We start from the raw sequence: 17,127 nt of genomic DNA, 5'->3' as shown, positions 1-17,127 counted from the left end.
GACGAGCGTAGCGAAGGAACCTCGACGGAAGGACAGTGGCGTGACGACAGAGGATCTCGACGCCGTGGCGAAGCAACTCGACCGCGAGCACGTCTTCCACTCCTGGTCCGCGCAGGCCGGACTCGACCTCCCGGTGATCGCCGGCGGCTCGGGCACGGTGGTGTGGGACCACGCCGGCAATCGCATGCTCGACTTCGCCAGCCAGCTGGTGAACGTGAACATCGGGCATCAGCATCCGGCCGTCGTCGCCGCCATCCAGAAGCAGGCGGGCGAGCTCGCGACCATCGGCCCCGCGACCGCCAACCTCACTCGCGGTCAGGCCGCCGAGCGCATCCTCTCGAAGGCGCCGGCCGGGTTCGCCAAGGTCTTCTTCACCAACGGCGGGGCGGACGCCAACGAGAACGCCATCCGCATGGCCCGCCTCCACACCGGGCGCGACACCGTGCTGTCGACCTACCGCTCGTACCACGGCAACACCGGGGCGGCGATCGTCGCGACGGGCGACTGGCGACGGATGCCGAACCAGTACGCCCGCGGACACGCCCACTTCTTCGGGCCGTACCTGTACCGCAGCGAGTTCTGGGCCTTGACGCCGGAGGAGGAGTCGGCGCGCGCGCTCCACCACCTCGAGCGGGTCATCCATTCCGAGGGACCGGCGACGATCGCGGCGATCCTGGTCGAGTCCGTGCCCGGCACCGCCGGCATCCTGGTGCCGCCGCCCGGCTACCTCGCCGGCGTGCGCGCGCTGTGCGACCGGTACGGCATCGTCCTGATCGCCGACGAGGTGATGTGCGGGTTCGGGCGCACCGGCCGCTGGTTCGCGTTCGAGGGCTCGGATGTCGTGCCCGACCTCATCGTCTTCGCGAAGGGCGTGAACTCCGGCTACGTGCCGGTCGGCGGGGTCGTGATCTCGGACGCGATCTCGGCGACCTTCGACGACCGCGTCTTCCCGGGCGGGCTCACGTATTCCGGGCACCCGCTGGCCGCGGCATCCATCATCGCCTCCATCGATGCGATGGAGAGCGAGGGCATCGTCGAGAACGCCCGCCGCGTGGGCGCCGACGCGATCGGCCCCGGACTGCGCGCTCTGGAGGACAAGCACCCGCTCGTCGGCGAGGTCCGCGGCGAGGGCGTGTTCTGGGCGATCGAGCTCGTCTCCGACCGCGCGACGCGCGAGCCCGTCGGCGCCGATGTGATCGGAAAGCTCAAGAAGGAACTGACCGCGCGAGGGCTGCTGCCCTTCGCCGCGGAGAACCGCATCCACGTGGTGCCGCCCTGCGTCGTGACCGACGAAGAGGTGGCACAGGCCATGACGATTTACGATGAAGCCTTGACGAGCGTCGAAGAAGACCTCTTCTGACGCGTGTACGTCCTCTCACGAGGAGGGCTTCCCAATGAAGGGCAGGAACACGATGACCGACACCACGACCCTGGAGCGGACCGACCAGTCCGCGACCACGATCCTCGAGCACTGGGTGCGAGGGGCGGCCTGGGCCGGCGAATCCGAGCGGACCGGGTCCGTCTTCAACCCCGCGCTCGGAACGGTGCAGAAGCAGGTGCGGTTCGCCTCGAAAGCGGATGTCGGATCCGCCGTCGACGTCGCCTCCGAGGCGTGGGCGGGCTGGCGGGACTCCTCCATCGCCAAGCGCCAGGGCGTCATGTTCGCCTTCCGCGAGCTGCTCAACCAGCGCAAGGGCGAGCTGGCCGAGATCCTCACGTCCGAGCACGGCAAGGTCCTGTCGGACGCCCTGGGCGAGATCGCGCGCGGCATGGAGGTCGTCGAGTTCGCATGCGGCCTCGGGCACCTGACGAAGGGCGCCTACTCCGAGAACGTCTCGACCGGCATCGACGTCTACACGCTGCGCCAGCCGCTCGGCGTCGTGGGCATCATCAGCCCGTTCAACTTCCCGGCGATGGTGCCGCTGTGGTTCTTCTCCGTCGCGCTCGCGGCCGGGAACGCCGTGATCCTCAAGCCCAGCGAGAAGGACCCGACCGCTGCGAACTGGATGGCCGCGCTCCTCAAGGAGGCCGGGCTGCCGGACGGCGTGCTCAACGTCGTGCACGGCGACAAGGAGGCCGTCGACGCGCTGCTCGAGCACCCCGACGTCAAGGCGATCTCGTTCGTCGGCTCGACCCCGATCGCGAAGTACGTCTACGAGACCGCGACCGGCCACGGCAAGCGCGTGCAGGCTCTCGGCGGCGCCAAGAACCACATGCTGATCCTGCCCGACGCCGACCTCGACCTCGCGGCCGACGCCGCCGTCAACGCCGGCTTCGGCTCGGCCGGCGAGCGCTGCATGGCGATCTCGGTGGTCCTGGCGGTGGACACCATCGCCGACGAGTTCGTGCAGAAGGTCTCGGAGCGCATGGCGACCCTGCGCACCGGCGACGGCATGCGCGGCTGCGACATGGGTCCGCTCATCACCGGGCAGCACCGCGACAAGGTCACGTCCTACATCGACGTCGCCTCATCCGACGGCGCCTCGGTGGTCGTCGACGGCCGCGACGTGGATATCGACGGAGACCCGAACGGCTTCTGGCTCGGCCCCACCCTGATCGACAAGGTGCCGACCTCGTCGACCGTCTACACCGACGAGATCTTCGGGCCGGTGCTGTCGGTCGTGCGCGTCGAGGGCTACGAGGACGGCCTCGGCATCATCAACTCCAGCCTCTACGGCAACGGCACGGCGATCTTCACCAACGACGGCGGTGCCGCACGGCGCTTCCAGCGCGAGGCCCAGGTCGGCATGATCGGCATCAACGTGCCGATCCCTGTCCCGGTCGCGTACCACTCGTTCGGCGGCTGGAAGGCCTCGCTGTTCGGCGACGCCAAGGCCTACGGTCCCCACGGCTTCGAGTTCTTCACGGCCGAGAAGGCGATCACCTCGCGCTGGCTCGACCCGTCGCACGGGGGTCTGAACCTGGGCTTCCCGCAGCACGACTGAGCGAACACCGGATGCCGCGGCCTTCATGGGTCGCGGCATCCGTCGTCTCCGCTGCCGTTTCGTCTCGCTCCACTCGCTCAACGACCGGAACCACACCCGGTCGTTGAGCGAGGAGCGAAGCGACGAGACGAAACGTGCCGAGCGTCGCGTGTGTGTATCTGGTGCGGGCCGGAGGCCTCCTCTTCTGCAGATCCAGCGGAGAGGCAGGAACATGAACGACTCAGGGAACCGCGCCACGCCCGAGCTCGACCCGGAGCAGCTTCGGCTGCCCGCCGACAGGGTCGGGGACCATTCCACCGCGCACATCGAGGCGGCGCTTCGCCGCAGCGGTCTGGAGTCCGAGATCCCCGATGCGCTTCCCGTTCGCGGCGGGGATGCCGCGGCGGGGTACTGGGGTGAATGGGGCGACTTCACGACTTCCGGGGCCTTCGGCCGCAAGCGCGTGCTCGACCTGGACCTCGACCTCGGAGCGATCCGCTGGCCGAAGTCGCTGTACATCCCGCGGCGCGCCGACTACCGGGAGTTCTGGCTGACGCCGCCGCCCGACCGGCAGCGTTACGCGGCCGCGTGGCCGGCCGTCGGCAATCCCACGCGACCCGACTGGGCCAATGCCGACGACGGGAGCCTGTTCGCCTACACGATCGTCCCGTGGTCCTCTCCCGGCGCCGACTCGCGCTCCGAGGCGGGGATCGGAGTGCGCTATACGCCGGAGTTCACGCTCGGCACCGTCGACTTCGAGCCGGTCGTCGCGGTGCGGGATGGCATGCTCACCTCGGTTCTCGACTACTTTCCGACCGTGTCGGCCGGCAGCGTGACCCTGAGCGCGAGCGTCGTGCTCGCGCTCTGGCAGGTGATCCCGGGCGGATACGACCTGATCGACTACTCCGACCAGCCGATCGCCCGAATCACCCGCGACCAGAGCCATGGGCCAGAGCGCAACCGGCTCCCGGGGGCGCTGTTCACCCCCCGGCCGTTCCGCAAGCGCTTCCTCGTCCAGGGCGGCCGAGAGTACCTCTTCGGAGCGGTCGGCCGGGTGACTGCGACATCCACGCTCACCGACACTCAGGGGCGGCCCCTCACCGGTCCCGACGGCAGCAACTTCAAGGTCTACAGCTGGGTGACGCTGAACTTCCCGTACATGACGATCGACACCGCCACGGTGTATCAGGCCTAGAGCGCCGGGGCGTAGACCCGCAGCGACGATGGGACGGCCTCGCAGCGCAGCGTGAAGCCCTCGGGCTCGCGCTGCACGAGCTCGCCGTCGTGCACGAACACCGACGGACGGCCCGGCTGCGGACGCACGTGCAACTCGACCTCGTGAAGCACCAGTCGCTCGATGTCGGCATCCCGCGGGAACAGGCGAACCGCCCGCAGCACCGCCGCCGTGCGCTTGCCGAAGGCGAGGGATGCGAGCGCCCGCAGGCGGGAGCCGCGCGCGTGGTGGATCCGGATGTCGAGGCGATCGGCCGTCACGTCCTGCCGCTGCATGGTGGCCACGCGCTCCGGGTCGTTCCGGCCGACGCTGACGAAGACGGACCACACCCGCGCGCGCTTGCCGTCGAGGACGACGGTGATCGGCTCGGCGCTGCGCAGCGCTCCCCAGGTCGCCGCGACTCCGCCGAGCCATTTGCCCAGGCTGCTGCGTCGCTGACGCTCCTCGATGAGCTCGGGGTACGCGCCGACCGAGACGACGTTGAGCACGGTGACCGGATCGCCGCCGTCGGCGCTCGCCTCCACGACGCCCGCAGTCACCCCCGATCCCGCCTGCAGCGCGTCGATGGCGGTGTCGACGTCGGCGATGCCGAGGGCTCGCACGAAGTGGTTGAACGTGCCGCCGGGCATCGCCAGCAGCGGGCGGTCGTACTTGCGCGCCAGATCCGCCATGCGCGAGACGGAGCCGTCGCCGCCGTAGACGCCCAGCACCTCCGGCGCCGCGTCGCCGGCCATGGCCGCGGCGACGACCTCCCCGAGATCCTCGCCCTCGGCGAGCTCGCGCACCACGGCGTCGGGCAGGCGGTCCGCGATGGTGGGCCCCGGGTCGCTGCGCAGCACGGCCGAGCCGGCGAGGGCGTTGCGAAGGATGAGCACCCCGGCCCCGCGCTCGACGGCGGGCAGTGGCGTGGGCGCAGAGGGCATAGGCCCGACACTACCCACCGCGTCAGGCCGGAAGGATCGGGCGGTTCTCGTAGAAGGTCTGCAGCACCACCGTCGTCCGGGTGTTGACCGAGGCGGCCAGGCGGATGTCGCGGATGAGCGACTCGAGGTGCCGCGGCGAGCTCACGCGCACGAAGAGGATGTAGCTGGCGTCACCGGCGATCGAATGACAGGCCTCGATCTCGGCGAGGTGCTCGAGCATCTCGGGCGCGTTGTCGGGCTGGGCGGGGTCGAGCGGCGTGATCTCGATGAACGCCGACAGCGGCTTGCCCACCGACTCGGCATCGATCACCGCGCGATAGCCCGTGATCACGCCGCGGGACTCGAGGCGGCGCAGCCGCGTCTGCACGGCCGAGATCGAGAGCCCCGCAGCAGTGGACAGCTCGGCGAGCGTCGCCCGGGCATTGCGCGACACCTCGCGCACGATCGCCGCATCGATCGGGTCGTCCACCGGCGCGGTCGGCGTCGATTCGTCGGAGCTGAGCATGGTCCGACCCTACCAAGCGCGGTGGGCGTCAGCAGGAACTATTCCTGCCGATGGCATGATCCACAGGAAGTTCTCCCGTAGACTGACCTCTGTCCACCCAGGAACGGAGGTTCACCATGCCCACCAGCCACATCCACGCGTCCCAGGCGATCGTCGGCGAACCAGCCCCCACGCCCACTCCACTCGCCGCTGACGCGTCGGGCGGAGCCTCCGGGCGCGTGGCCCCAGTCGTGGAGGACGCAGACCTGGCCCAGGGCGTCGAGACCTCCTCTGCCTGGCTCTCCCTGAAGGCGGCCGCGACAGCGCTCCAGGCACTCCAGATCAAGGACGGCTCGGTCGCCGAGGCATCCGATCGTCCCGCCGCCGCCGAGCACGTCCGCGCGATCATCGCGGCGGTGGATGAGCTCGCCCCGCTGTTCCCGCACGACGCCGAGTATCTCGACGCGTCGCGGCGCGACTTCGCCCGCTGGATGGACGAAGGCTTCGGCATCCCGGACTTCCTCGACTCGCTGACGGCCTTCCAGCCGCAGCAGCACCGGGTCGACGGCATCCGTCATCTCGTCGTCTTTCCGATGTACACCCAGAACGGCTCGTCGAACCGGCACGTGGAGGCCGTTCTCGTCGAGGTGATCTGGCCGGAGTTCATCGCCGAGCTCGAGACGCAGTACACGAACAAGCTGTTCGTCTCGCTGCGGTTCCTCGACTTCACGCCGGGCTACGACACCAACTCGGCCGTGCTGTTCCCCGAGACGGTCGCGATGCGCGAGATCCCCGCTTTCACGTGGGGCGCGATCTTCCAGGACCGTGAGGCGGCGCGCTACCGCCGCGTCGTGCGCGCGGCAGCCGAGATCACCAAGCTCGAGCTGCCGGCCGACGCCGCCCGCATGCTCGACGACCAGGCGCTCACCGAGAAGACGTTCGTGATGTGGGACATCATCCACGACCGCACGCACATGCGCGGCGACCTGCCGTTCGACCCGTTCATGATCAAGCAGCGGATGCCGTTCTTCCTGTACTCGCTGGAGGAGCTGCGGTGCGACCTCACGGCGTTCCGCGAGTGCGTCGCGATCCAGGGGCGCCTCGCCGCTCGTGCCGAGTCGGGCGAGCAGCTGGACGACGCAGAGCGCGAGATGCTCGAGCACGCGGGCCTCGTGCAGTACGCGGTGATCTTCGACCGGATCTTCCGGTTCTCGATCACCGGCTCGCGGGTGCGCAACTACGACGGGCTCGGCGGCCAGCTGCTGTTCGCGTGGCTGCACCAGCGGGGCGTGCTGCACTGGACCGACACCTCGCTGGCGTTCGACTGGCCCGACGTGCCGGCGGCCGTCATGGCGCTGGCCGACGCGATCGACGAGCTGTACTGGCGCTCGATCGACCGGCCGAAGGTCGCGCACTGGCTCGCCGCCTATGACCTCGTCCGCGGCACGGTCACCCCGAGCCCGGCATCCGTCTGGGCCCGCGGCCTGCCGGACGAGATCCTCGCCGGCGCGCCCAAGGGCTACACCGACGCGGTGCTGGACGACGAGTTCCCGCTCTCGATGTTCTTCGAAGCGCTGGACAAGAAGATGAAGCCCGTCATCGAATCGACGGCCGGCGTCACCGGGTGGGCCCACGCGCCCGGGGGCTCCGCCGATCGCGCCAGCGATCAGCGGAGTGGGCGCGGGGACGATGCCTGACTCCGTCGACGGCCGGCTGGTCCTGATCGCCGGCGCCACGAGCGCGTCCGGACTCGCGGCCGCCCGCGCGCTGGCTTCGGCCGGCGCGCGGGTGGTCGCGGCCGGGCGCGACCGCGCGAAGCTCGACGAGCTCGCCGCGGAGGTTTCGGGGATCGGCACGCAGGTGTGCGACCTCGGCGACGAGGCCGCTGTCGGTGCGCTCGCGGAGCGCGTGCACGGTACGTTCGGCGCTGTGGACGGCGTGCTCCACCTCGTGGGCGGCTGGCGTGGCGGGGGCGGGCTCGCCGGCCAGACGGAAGCCGACTACCGGGCGCTCGAGTCGTCGTTCACGGCGCTGCGTCACGTCAGCCGCGCGTTCGACGCCGATCTGCGCGCCTCGTCCGCCGGGCGCCTGGCCGTCGTCTCCTCCACCGCCGTCGCGCGGCCACTCGCCGGTGGTGCGAACTACGCGGCCGTCAAGGCGGCGACCGAGGCCTGGACGCGTGCGGTCGCGCAGGGCTTCGCCAAGGCGGCTCGGGATGCCGGAGCGCCGCTGGCCGCGGCATCCGTCGTCTTCCGGGTCAAGGCACTCTCGGGCCTGGAAGACGCGCTCGCCCTGCGCTTCACGGACCTCTGGCAGGCCGAAGCCGCCGAGGTCAACGACACCATCGTCGAGCTGACGGCCCCCGACCTCTGAGCTCCACGCGGGCGCCGCTGCGCGCCCGGCTAGATTGGAACACCGTGACCACGATCCACGACACGAACCTGCGCGGCTTCGCCTCCGACAACTACTCCGGCATCCACCCCGAGGTGCTGGCCGCGATCGCGGCGGCCAACGACGGGCACCAGGTCGCGTACGGCGAGGACGACTACACCGCGCGGCTGCAGCAGGGCATGGCGCGCCATTTCGGAGACGGCGTCGAGGCGTTCCCGGTGTTCAACGGCACCGGTGCGAACGTGGTCGGGCTGCAGTCGATGCTGCCGCGCTGGGGCGCGGTGATCGCGGCCACGACCGCCCACATCAACGTCGACGAGGGCGGCGCGCCCGAGCGCGTCGGCGGCATCAAGATCCTGAACGTCCCGACCGACGACGGCAAGCTGACCCCCGAGCTCATCGACCGCGAGGCGTGGGGCTGGGGCGACGAGCACCGCGCGCAGCCGCTCGTGGTGTCGATCACGCAGTCGACCGAGCTGGGCACGCTGTACACGCCCGACGAGCTGCGGACCATCGCCGACCACGTGCACGGCCACGGCATGAAGCTGCACATGGACGGGTCGCGCCTGTCGAACGCGGCGGCCTCGCTCGGCGTCCCGCTGCGGGCGATCACGACCGATGTGGGCGTGGACGTGCTCAGCTTCGGCGGCACCAAGAACGGCGCGATGCTCGGCGAGGCGATCGTCGTGCTCAACCCCGAGGCGTCGCAGGGACTCACGTACCTGCGCAAGCTCGACATGCAGCTGTCGTCGAAGATGCGCTTCGTCTCGGCGCAGCTGGTCGCGCTGCTCGACGGCGACCTCTGGCTGCGCAACGCGTCGCACTCCAACGCCATGGCGCAGCGCCTGCGCGCCGGCGTCGAGTCCGGCCTCGCCGACGGCTCGATCCGCGGGGTCGCGTTCACGCAGCCGACGCAGGCGAACGGCGTCTTCGCGACCGTGCCCGACGGGGTCGCCGACCGGTTGCGGGGCTCGTTCCGGTTCTACGACTGGGATGCCGCGAAGAACGAGGTCCGCTGGATGTGCTCGTTCGACACCAGCGAGAACGACATCGACGCCTTCGTCGCCGCGATCGCCCGCGAGACCTCGGTCTGACGCGCGCGGGCGCGCCGGCGCTCATCTGTGCGGAATCGACCTAGACACCGCACCGGAAGGTCCATGTCGCACAGACGAACTGACACACGGATGCCGAACCGGCGCGTGGGCTGATCCGGGTCAGGACCGCAGGCCGAGCTCGCGCGCAGGGTGATGCCGGTTCCGCTGCGCTCATCTGTGCGGAATCGACCTCGGCGCCGCGCCGGAAGGTCGGAGTCGCGCAGATGAACTGACGCACGGATGCCGAACCGGCGGGTGGTCTGACCCGGGTCGGGACCGCGGGCCGGGCTCGCGCGCAGGGGGTTCGGGGTTCTGGCGCTCATCTGTGCGAAATCGACCTCGGCGCCGCGCTGGGGATCGATTTCGCACAGACGAACTGACACATGGACGCCGAACGGCGGGTGGGCTGACCCGGGCCCGGACCGCGGGCCGGGCTCGCGCGCAGGGTCATGCCGTTCCGCTGCGCTCATCTGTGCGGAATCGACCTCGACCCCGCGCCGGAAGATCGAAGTCGCACAGATGAACAGGGACGTGGCGGGCGCAGGACGCAGCGCCCGAGGCGCTGGGACTCGGCAGTCCGCCCGAGACTCACGGCGATGCCCGGGGTCTCGGGCGGAGCGCTGAGTCTCGGTGAAGTGCGGAGGTTCGCCGCTCAACCGCTGACGGTGGATGCCGCGGCCGTCGTCCGCCCGTCGACGGCGGGCCCGGCGCTGAGACTCACTCGAGCGCCTGAGACTCAGTGCGACGCACGGAGTCTCAGGCGCGGAACTGAGTCTCAGCGGGGGTGCCCCGGAGCCGGGGTCAGCTGTTGGCGGGCTCGAGCTCGTCGACGCGCTCGGTCTCGGCGTCTTCGGCCTGAGCGTCGTCAGCGTCGCTGTCGGCGGCGTCCTCGTCCTCGCCCTTGAGCTCGGCGATCACGATCTCGTCGTCGGCCTCGGCGTCGGCATCCGACTCGTCCTCAGCCACAGCGCCGGCCGGTTCAGCCTCAGCCTCAGCCTCAGCGTCGGCATCCGACTCGTCCGAGACCACGACGCCGGCCGGCTCAGCCTCGACGACAGCCTCGACCTCAGCAGCCGCGCCGGCGGAACGGGACGACTCGACACCGGCGGGGCGGATCATCTCCTTGACCTCGGACATGAAGCTCGTCAGCTGGTGCTGCTGCCAGCGCAGCTGGCGCGTGCGGTCCTCGGCGTCGCGCAGCACGGTCTGCGCCTGCGTGGTGACGAGGTCCATGATCCGCTGCGCCTTGGCGTGCGCCTGGTCGAGCGTCTCGCGGGATCGCACATTGGCGTCCGCCTCGATCTGCGCGGCCTGAGCGCGCATGAGGCGCTCGAAGTCCTCGGCCTTCGCCGACACGCGCTGCGCGTGGTCGAGCGACGCGGCGACCTGCTCGTTGGCGTCCTGCGTGATGCGCTCGGCGTGCGCGACGGCCTGGGTGTGCAGCACGAGGAACTCCTGCTGCGCGTCGTCCTGGCGCCGCGTGAGCGAGGCCTCGAAGTCGAGGGCGCGGACACGGAGCTCGCGCACCGCCTCCTCCGCCTCGGCACGGGCCTGGCCGGTCTCGCGGGCGACCATCGAGCGCAGCGCGGCCGCGCCCTTCTCGGACTCGGTGCGGATGGCCGCGGCTTCACGCTCGGCCTGCGACACCTTCTCGGCGGCGTGGGCGGCCTCGCGCTCGAGGCGCGCCTGGTGCGCAGTGAGCTCGGTGTCGATCTTCAGCCGGATCTGCTGCGCCTCGTGCTGCGCCTGCGAGACGACGGCCTCGGCCTCGGCCTGCGCGTCCTTGCGGCGCGCCTCGATGTCTTCGAGCGCGACTTCGAGCAGCCGCTCGCCCTGGACGGTGGCGTTGCGCAGCAGGACGTTCGCCTGCTCCTCGGCGACGCGGAGGATCTCCTCGAACCGCGGACGATCGGACGACGACGACTCCTCGGCCGCGCCGACGAGCTCTTCGGTGAGCGCCTGCACGCGGTGCTCGGCGCTCGCTGCACGGGCGTTGGCCGCGGCCAGCTCGCCAGAGAGCCGCTCGACCGCGTCGCGATCGTGCTCGACGGCCGCGGCGACCGCGGCTTCGAGATTCTCGACGGCCTCGGCGCGCTGCGCCTCGGCGGCGGCGAGGTCGGCTTCGAGCTTCTCGATCTTCTCGCGGCTGTGCGTCACCGCGGCGCCGGCCCGGCGCTGGTTCTGCTTGAGCGAGGTGACCTGGTCCTCTGCGGAGTTCAGCTTGGCGCGCAGCGAGCGCAGCTCGGCATCCACCTCGTCCTTGTCGTAGCCGCGGAACGACGTCGCGAACGACGCCGCCGTGGGGGCACTGGACGGCGACGTGGAGTCGGCGATCAGCCGGTCGAACGGGGTCGATTCTTCGGCGTCGGCTCGGCCGTGCGCGGCGTTGTCGGACATCTGGTGTCTCCGCTTCTTCGGGGGATGTCGGCGCGCGCGAGAGTGCGGCCGTGATCAGGGGCCGGGCGAGGTGGGGGGAACGGTGTCCGGCAGGGGAAGGTTACCCCGCCTACCTGAGTGCGGTCGATGGGATCTTCACACCCGAGGATGCCGCGATCAGGCGCCCAGCCACTCCTGGTACGCGTCGAACGAATAGGGCCGCCCGAGGAATGCCTCGACCAGGTCGCGCGCATCGCGGCTGCCGCCCGGCTCGAGGATCTCGCGCCGGTAGCGCTGCGCCGTCTGCTCGTCCATGAGACCCGCCCCGAACCCGGAGAGCAGGTCGCGCGCGATCACCAGACTCCACTGGTAGGTGTAGTAGCAGGCGCCATAGCCGGTGAGGTGCCCGAAGCCCGCGTACGAGTGCAGCCCGGGCAGCGGCTGCACCGGCGACGACGTGGCGTAGAGCTGCTCGGTCGCCGCCTGCAGGTCGCCCGGACGATCGACGTGCAGGTGGTACGAGACATTCGCGTGGCCCAGCTGCCGGCGCACCTCGAGGGCCCGGCCGAACGCATCGGCGACGCGCATCTTGGCGACCAGCTCGGCCGGAATCGGCTCGCCGGCCTCGTTCGCGGTGAACGAGCGGAGCACGTCGGCGTCCCACGCCCACTCCTCCAGGAGCTGGCTCGGCGCCTCGACGAAGTCCCACTCGGTCGCGACGCCGCTGAAGCGGGCCCAGCGCTGCGCGCCGCCGAGGATGTCGTGGACGAGGTGCCCGAACTCGTGGAAGAACGTCACGACCTCGTCGTGCTCGAGCAGGCCCCGCGAGAAGTTGCACAGCAGCACGGCCTCCGGAAGCACGCGGCCGGCGACGCCCGGCGCGAGCGGGAAGCACGCGGCATGCGTGAACTTGCCCGGACGGGGGTGGAGGTCGAGGTGGATGCGGCCGATCCGCTCACCGTCGCGCAGCACGTCGTAGCTCGAGACGTCCTCGTGCCAGGTCGGCACGTCGACCGGGCGGTACTCGAGGCCCAGCAGCCGCCCCGTCACCTCGAGCACGCCGGGCTTCACGCGATCGAACGGGAAGTACGAGCGCACGAGCTGCGCGTCCACGTCGTACTCCTCGCGCTTGATGGCGCCCAGGAGGTACCAGAAGTCCGCGATGCTCACGGCGTCGGCATCGGGCGCGTCGCGGCGCAGCCGCTCGAGGAGCCGCGCGTACTCGCGCTCGGCGGCGACGGCGGACGCGGCATCCAGCTTCGAGAGGAAGGCGGGGATCTCGGCGCCCGCGCCGATCATGCGCGTCTGGGTCTCATAGTCCGCCCAGTCGGAGAAGCCCAGCAGGCCCGCGCGCTCGGCGCGGACGGCGAGGAGCTCGGCGAGCACGGGGTCGTTCTCGGGCCACGCCATGTCGTTGTAGGCGCTGAGCACCGCGATCCGGGTCTCGCGGGAGGCGGCGTACTCGCGGACCGGCATGAGGTCGGTGTACTCGGTGGTGAGGGTGACGAGTCCGTCGGCGTCGACCGGGTGCGCGTCGATGAAGTCCTGCGGCAGCCCGGCGATGCCGGCGACCGGTACGGTGACCTCGCGCCTGCCGTCACGGACGTTCCGCGAGAACTCGAGCGAGAGCTCCGTGTCGCGGTCGGTCAGCTCGCGCACCCGCTCGCGGTCGCTCTCGTCGAGGTCGACGCCGCCACGACGGAAGTCCCGCTGCACGTGGGTCAGCAGCCGTGCCGCGTCGTCGTCGAGACCGGTCGCATCGGCGTCGGCGAACACCGACCACAGCGCGCGGTCGAGCATGCGGGCGCTGCTGACGGACTCGACGGCCTGCACCTGCCCCTCGGCGACCTCGCGGATGTGGCTGTCGGGGTGCGCCTCGCTGAGCACGTAGGCCTCGCTGAGCGCCTCGGAGAGCGCGATGTCGGCGTCGTTCCACAGTTCGAGCCGCTCGAGCGTGGTCAGCGACGGATCCGAGGTGAGCCGGGCATCGATCGCGGCGACGTGCGCCAGGCGCTGGGCGGGCCGATCGGCCGCGAACACCGCCCACGCGGCGTCGTCAGCGGGAAAGGCGAGAGGCGGCAGAGCGTCGTTGGTCACCGGACGAGCCTACGTGCCGCCCGAATCAGCGCAAGGCGCCGACGCTCGCCAGCGCGAGGCGGATGAGGGTGCCCCGGCCGCCTTCCATCTCGGCGGAAAGGGCATCGGATGCCGCTTCCCCGGGCGTCAGCCAGGTGACCTCGAGCGCGTCCTGCCGGGGCTCGCACGTGCCCGTCACCGGCACGACGAAAGCGAGCGACACCGCGTGCTGGCGATCGTCGTGGAAAGGGCTGAGTCCCGGCATCGGAAAGTACTCGGCCACGGTGAAGGGGGAAGGCTGCGGGGGCAGCAGCGGGAACGCCATCGGCCCGAGGTCGTTCTCGACGTGGCGGAACAGCGCATCCCGGACCGTCTCGCCGTACCTGACCCGGCCGGAGACGAGGGTGCGGGTCATCTCGCCGAGCGGCGTCGCGCGCAGCAGGATGCCGACCTCGGTGACCACGCCGACGCCGTCGGTGCGCACCGGGAGGGCCTCGACGTAGAGCATGGGCAGCCGGCGACGCGCCTCGGCGAGCTCGATGTCGGAGAGCCAGCCCGGGTTGGCGGCGCTGCCGCGCGACGGGGAGCTGAACGGCGATCCGCCGCTGCCGATCGGATCGCGGGGGCCCTCGTCACTGGGCTCGTTGGGATCGGGATCAGGCGTGCGGACCGGCATGACTCCTGTATACCCCAGCGACCCCGCGCGCGTCTCAGGGGCGCGGTCGGGGCGTGCGACCGGCAGGATGGATGCGTGAGTCCGCACACGCCCCTCGATGTCGATGCCGTCCTGTGGTCCGCCGATGACGGCGACCGGGAGGACCGTCCGCTGCTCGTGCTGCTTCACGGCTACGGCGCCGACGAGCGCGACCTGTTCGGGCTCGTGCCGTACCTGCCGCCGGAGTTCGTCGTCGCCGCGGTGCGGGCGCCCCTCGCGCCGCCGTTCCCCGCGCCGGGATACTCCTGGTACCCGATCGAGGGCCTCGAGAGCCGCGACGCGCAGCACGTCACCGCATCGGCGACCCGGCTCATCGAGTGGACGGATGCCGCGGCCCACGCTCATCGCTCCATCGGGCTGCTGGGCTTCTCGCAGGGGGCCGCTGTGTCCCTGCAGGCCATGCGGCTGGAGCCGCAGCGCTTCGCCTTCGCCGTGAACCTCTCGGGCTACGTCACGCCCGGCGATCTGGCTCGCGACGGAGAGCTCGCCGAGCGCAAGCCCGCCGTCTTCTGGGGGCGCGGCACGAACGACGACGTGATCCCGGACTTCCTGGTCGAGCACACGACGCAGTGGCTTCCCGGCCACGTCGAGCTGAGCGGGCGCGTCTATCCCGGGCTCACCCACAGCGTCTCCGAGCCCGAGCTCGCCGACGTGCGCGTCTTCCTCGAGAAGCAGCTCGTGGCACTCGAGGACTCAGCACCCTCCTAGCCGCGGGGTGCCGGCATCCGCTATCGTGGCTCCCGGCCTTGTCCCCTCTGTGAGGAACTCCCTTGAAGCTGATCGCCGCGACCGCGCTGTAATCGCGCTGCTCCGTCGATCTCCGACGTGCCAGCGCTTCTGATAACGCGCTGACCGTCGATCCCGCCGCTTCTCCTCGGCCTCTGCCTGCTTCCTTGCGGGCCGCCGAGCTCTTTCGCGGCATCCGGTGTCAGCGCATGACCGACACACCTCGGAGGCCTCATGCCCGCCCATACCCTTCTTCCATCCGTCCTCCTCGATCGCGTCTCGTTCGCGTGGGATGACGGCACGCCGGCCCTGAACGACGTCTCCGGCGCGTTCGGGACCGGTCGCACCGGACTCGTCGGCCGCAACGGCACCGGCAAGTCCACGCTGCTCCGGCTCATCGCCGGGGAGCTCACTCCCGCTGCGGGGCACGTCACGACCTCCTCGGATGTCGCGTACCTCCCGCAGCGGCTCACGCTCGACGTCGACCGACCCGTCGCCGAGCTGCTCGGCGTGTTCGCGCCGCTCACGGCGCTGCGCGCCATCGAGTCCGGGGATGACGACCCCCGCCACTTCGACGCCATCGGCTCGGACTGGGACATCGAGGCACGCGCCCACGGGGCGCTGGCCGAGGCCGGACTCGCGCCCGACATGCTCGACCGGAGCGTGGGCGAGCTGTCCGGCGGAGAGTCCGTGCTGGCCGCCATCGCAGGCATTCGCCTGCGCGGGGCGCCGATCGCCCTGCTCGACGAGCCCACCAACAATCTCGACCGCGACGCCCGGGCCCGGCTCGGCGACATGGTGCGGGACTGGCGCGGAACCCTGATCGTCGTCAGCCACGACGTCTCGCTGCTCGAGCTGATGGACAGCACCGCCGAGCTCTACGGCAGCGAGCTGTCGGTGTTCGGCGGCCCCTACTCGCAGTGGAAGGCGTGGCTGGATGCCGAGCAGGACGCCGCACGACGGGCCGAGAAGACCGCGGCGCAGGCCGTGCGCCGCGAGAAGCGGCAGCGCATCGAGGCCGAGACGACGATCGCGCACCGGCAGTCGATGGGACGGAAGGCCCAGGTGCAGAAGCGGGTGCCGCCGATCGTGGCCGGCAATCTGCAGCGCGCGGCGCAGGTCTCCGCGGGCAAGCTGCGCGGCGAGAAGGCCGAGCGCGAGGCCGCGGCGCGAGCGACCCTCGACGCGGCCGAGCGGCGGGTGCGCGAGGACGACTCCGTGCGCATCGACCTGCCCGACCCGGGCGTGCCTGCCGGCCGGCGCATCGCGACGCTCGGCGACGGTGAGCACTCCTGGATCGTGCAGGGCCCCGAGCGGGTCGCCCTCGTCGGCGCGAACGGCGCCGGCAAGACGACGCTGCTCGAGGCGCTGGTCGCGTCGGCCGGCGGCGCGGGGGCTCCGTGGCCAGCGGTCGTTGAGCGAGCGCAGCGAGACGAAACGCTTCGTCCCGTCGCGACGGCGCAGACCGACCGGGTCGGGTACCTGCCGCAGCGGATGGACGGACTCGACGAGGGCGCATCTGTGCTCGAGAACGTGGCAGCCGCAGCGCCGCAGGTCCCGATCCCCGAGCTGCGCAACCGCCTGGCGCGGTTCCTGATCCGAGGCGACGCCGTCTCGCGGCCGGTGTCCACGCTGTCGGGCGGCGAGAGGTTCCGCGTCGCCCTGGCGCGGCTGCTGCTGGCCGACCCCGCGCCGCAGCTGATCGTGCTCGACGAGCCGACGAACAACCTCGACCTCGACACGGTCGACCAGCTCGTCGACGCCCTCGCCGCCTATCGCGGTGCGGTGCTCGTGGTGAGCCACGACGACGCCTTCCTCAGCAGGCTGGGCATCGACCTCACCCTCGAGCTCCACCGCGACGGCGGCCTCACCGAGCAGTGACGCCGGTGCCCGGCATCCGGTCCGCCGCACGCGGACCGGGTGTCGGGCGCGGCGCCTTTCGGACATGATGTGCACATGAAGCAACTCGTCCGGCCCCGCGAGGGGCGCATGATCGCGGGGGCGTGCGCCGCGGTGGCCAACCGGTTCGGCGTGAACGTGGTGGCGGTGCGGATCCTGACCCTCCTCGCGATGGTCTTCTTCGGCCTGTCCCTCTGGGTCTACATCGCGCTCTGGATCCTCATCCCCTCCGAGGACTGATCCGCCCCAGGGCCTCGGCCGTCCGTCAAGCCCGCCCGGATGTCG

Annotated in this window: 14 protein-coding genes; 9 read left to right on the top strand and 5 right to left on the bottom strand. The window is 71.1% G+C overall.

Going from position 1 to position 17,127, the window contains the following annotated elements; all coding sequences use genetic code 11:
• Positions 1 to 40 precede the first annotated feature (40 nt).
• The 3 genes from ASD56_RS06595 (at position 41) to ASD56_RS06585 (ending at position 4,119) form a co-directional block, all read left to right on the top strand.
• Positions 41 to 1,360, top strand: coding sequence for an aspartate aminotransferase family protein (locus ASD56_RS06595; protein WP_055962744.1), 1,320 nt, complete (start codon positions 41 to 43; stop codon positions 1,358 to 1,360).
• A 52-nt stretch (positions 1,361 to 1,412) separates the two neighbouring features.
• On the top strand, positions 1,413 to 2,945 hold the full coding sequence (locus ASD56_RS06590) for a CoA-acylating methylmalonate-semialdehyde dehydrogenase (protein ID WP_055963775.1): 1,533 nt from the start codon (positions 1,413 to 1,415) through the stop codon (positions 2,943 to 2,945).
• A gap of 211 nt (positions 2,946 to 3,156) precedes the next feature.
• Positions 3,157 to 4,119: a hypothetical protein gene (locus ASD56_RS06585; RefSeq protein ID WP_055962740.1), complete on the top strand. Its 963-nt coding sequence runs from the start codon at positions 3,157 to 3,159 to the stop codon at positions 4,117 to 4,119.
• On the opposite strand, the gene ASD56_RS06580 is transcribed toward ASD56_RS06585, so the two are convergent.
• On the bottom strand, positions 4,116 to 5,081 hold the full coding sequence (locus ASD56_RS06580; RefSeq protein ID WP_055962737.1) for a diacylglycerol/lipid kinase family protein: 966 nt from the start codon (positions 5,079 to 5,081) through the stop codon (positions 4,116 to 4,118). The two genes, ASD56_RS06585 and ASD56_RS06580, sit on opposite strands and share 4 nt — an antisense overlap.
• 22 nt (positions 5,082 to 5,103) lie before the next feature.
• Positions 5,104 to 5,550 (bottom strand): Lrp/AsnC family transcriptional regulator, encoded by a 447-nt coding sequence (locus tag ASD56_RS06575; RefSeq protein WP_055963772.1) that lies wholly within the window; start codon positions 5,548 to 5,550, stop codon positions 5,104 to 5,106.
• 152 nt (positions 5,551 to 5,702) lie between these two features.
• On the opposite strand from ASD56_RS06575, the gene ASD56_RS06570 reads away from it, so the two are divergent.
• From ASD56_RS06570 to ASD56_RS06560, 3 genes are read left to right on the top strand one after another with little or no spacing between them, the layout of a single operon-like run.
• Positions 5,703 to 7,262, top strand: coding sequence for a DUF6421 family protein (locus ASD56_RS06570; protein ID WP_235565543.1), 1,560 nt, complete (start codon positions 5,703 to 5,705; stop codon positions 7,260 to 7,262).
• Positions 7,255 to 7,938, top strand: a complete 684-nt coding sequence (locus ASD56_RS06565; protein ID WP_082541367.1) for an SDR family NAD(P)-dependent oxidoreductase — start codon at positions 7,255 to 7,257, stop codon at positions 7,936 to 7,938. Before ASD56_RS06570 ends, ASD56_RS06565 begins: the two co-directional genes overlap by 8 nt.
• A gap of 44 nt (positions 7,939 to 7,982) precedes the next feature.
• A complete protein-coding gene (locus ASD56_RS06560) occupies positions 7,983 to 9,050 on the top strand; it encodes a threonine aldolase family protein (RefSeq protein ID WP_055962732.1) in 1,068 nt (355 codons plus the stop codon).
• Between the two features lie 801 nt (positions 9,051 to 9,851).
• Here ASD56_RS06560 and ASD56_RS06555 read toward each other — a convergent pair.
• From ASD56_RS06555 to ASD56_RS06545, 3 genes are all read right to left on the bottom strand, one after another.
• Positions 9,852 to 11,447 (bottom strand): hypothetical protein, encoded by a 1,596-nt coding sequence (locus ASD56_RS06555; protein ID WP_055962729.1) that lies wholly within the window; start codon positions 11,445 to 11,447, stop codon positions 9,852 to 9,854.
• Positions 11,448 to 11,603: 156 nt separating this feature from the next.
• Entirely contained in the window at positions 11,604 to 13,523 is a 1,920-nt protein-coding gene (locus ASD56_RS06550; RefSeq protein WP_055962726.1) for a M3 family metallopeptidase, read from the bottom strand.
• A 25-nt stretch (positions 13,524 to 13,548) separates the two neighbouring features.
• A complete protein-coding gene (locus ASD56_RS06545) occupies positions 13,549 to 14,178 on the bottom strand; it encodes an NUDIX hydrolase family protein (protein WP_055962723.1) in 630 nt (209 codons plus the stop codon).
• A 75-nt stretch (positions 14,179 to 14,253) separates the two neighbouring features.
• Here ASD56_RS06545 and ASD56_RS06540 point away from each other — a divergent pair, with 75 nt between their 5' ends.
• The 3 genes from ASD56_RS06540 to ASD56_RS06530 all read left to right on the top strand — a co-directional run bounded on the left by ASD56_RS06540 (position 14,254) and on the right by ASD56_RS06530 (position 17,082).
• A complete protein-coding gene (locus tag ASD56_RS06540; RefSeq protein WP_055962719.1) occupies positions 14,254 to 14,925 on the top strand; it encodes an alpha/beta hydrolase in 672 nt (223 codons plus the stop codon).
• 252 nt (positions 14,926 to 15,177) lie between these two features.
• Entirely contained in the window at positions 15,178 to 16,824 is a 1,647-nt protein-coding gene (locus tag ASD56_RS06535) for an ABC-F family ATP-binding cassette domain-containing protein (RefSeq protein ID WP_055962717.1), read from the top strand.
• Between the two features lie 75 nt (positions 16,825 to 16,899).
• On the top strand, positions 16,900 to 17,082 hold the full coding sequence (locus ASD56_RS06530; protein WP_055962715.1) for a PspC domain-containing protein: 183 nt from the start codon (positions 16,900 to 16,902) through the stop codon (positions 17,080 to 17,082).
• Positions 17,083 to 17,127: the final 45 nt, after the last annotated feature.

It is taken from the genome of Microbacterium sp. Root166, assembly GCF_001427145.1.
Classification (GTDB): domain Bacteria; phylum Actinomycetota; class Actinomycetes; order Actinomycetales; family Microbacteriaceae; genus Microbacterium.
This window is presented reverse-complemented; position numbering and strand designations above follow the sequence as displayed.

What these genes read in the sequence shown, in the direction of transcription:
- ASD56_RS06555 (WP_055962729.1), bottom strand. Translation starts at nt 11,447, where the DNA reads ATGTCCGACAACGCCGCGCACGGCCGAGCCGACGCCGAAGAATCGACC.
- ASD56_RS06545 (WP_055962723.1), bottom strand. Translation starts at nt 14,178, where the DNA reads ATGCCGGTCCGCACGCCTGATCCCGATCCCAACGAGCCCAGTGACGAG.
- ASD56_RS06585 (WP_055962740.1), top strand. Translation starts at nt 3,157, where the DNA reads ATGAACGACTCAGGGAACCGCGCCACGCCCGAGCTCGACCCGGAGCAG.
- ASD56_RS06535 (WP_055962717.1), top strand. Translation starts at nt 15,178, where the DNA reads ATGCCCGCCCATACCCTTCTTCCATCCGTCCTCCTCGATCGCGTCTCG.
- ASD56_RS06590 (WP_055963775.1), top strand. Translation starts at nt 1,413, where the DNA reads ATGACCGACACCACGACCCTGGAGCGGACCGACCAGTCCGCGACCACG.
- ASD56_RS06530 (WP_055962715.1), top strand. Translation starts at nt 16,900, where the DNA reads ATGAAGCAACTCGTCCGGCCCCGCGAGGGGCGCATGATCGCGGGGGCG.
- ASD56_RS06565 (WP_082541367.1), top strand. Translation starts at nt 7,255, where the DNA reads ATGCCTGACTCCGTCGACGGCCGGCTGGTCCTGATCGCCGGCGCCACG.
- ASD56_RS06570 (WP_235565543.1), top strand. Translation starts at nt 5,703, where the DNA reads ATGCCCACCAGCCACATCCACGCGTCCCAGGCGATCGTCGGCGAACCA.
- ASD56_RS06580 (WP_055962737.1), bottom strand. Translation starts at nt 5,081, where the DNA reads ATGCCCTCTGCGCCCACGCCACTGCCCGCCGTCGAGCGCGGGGCCGGG.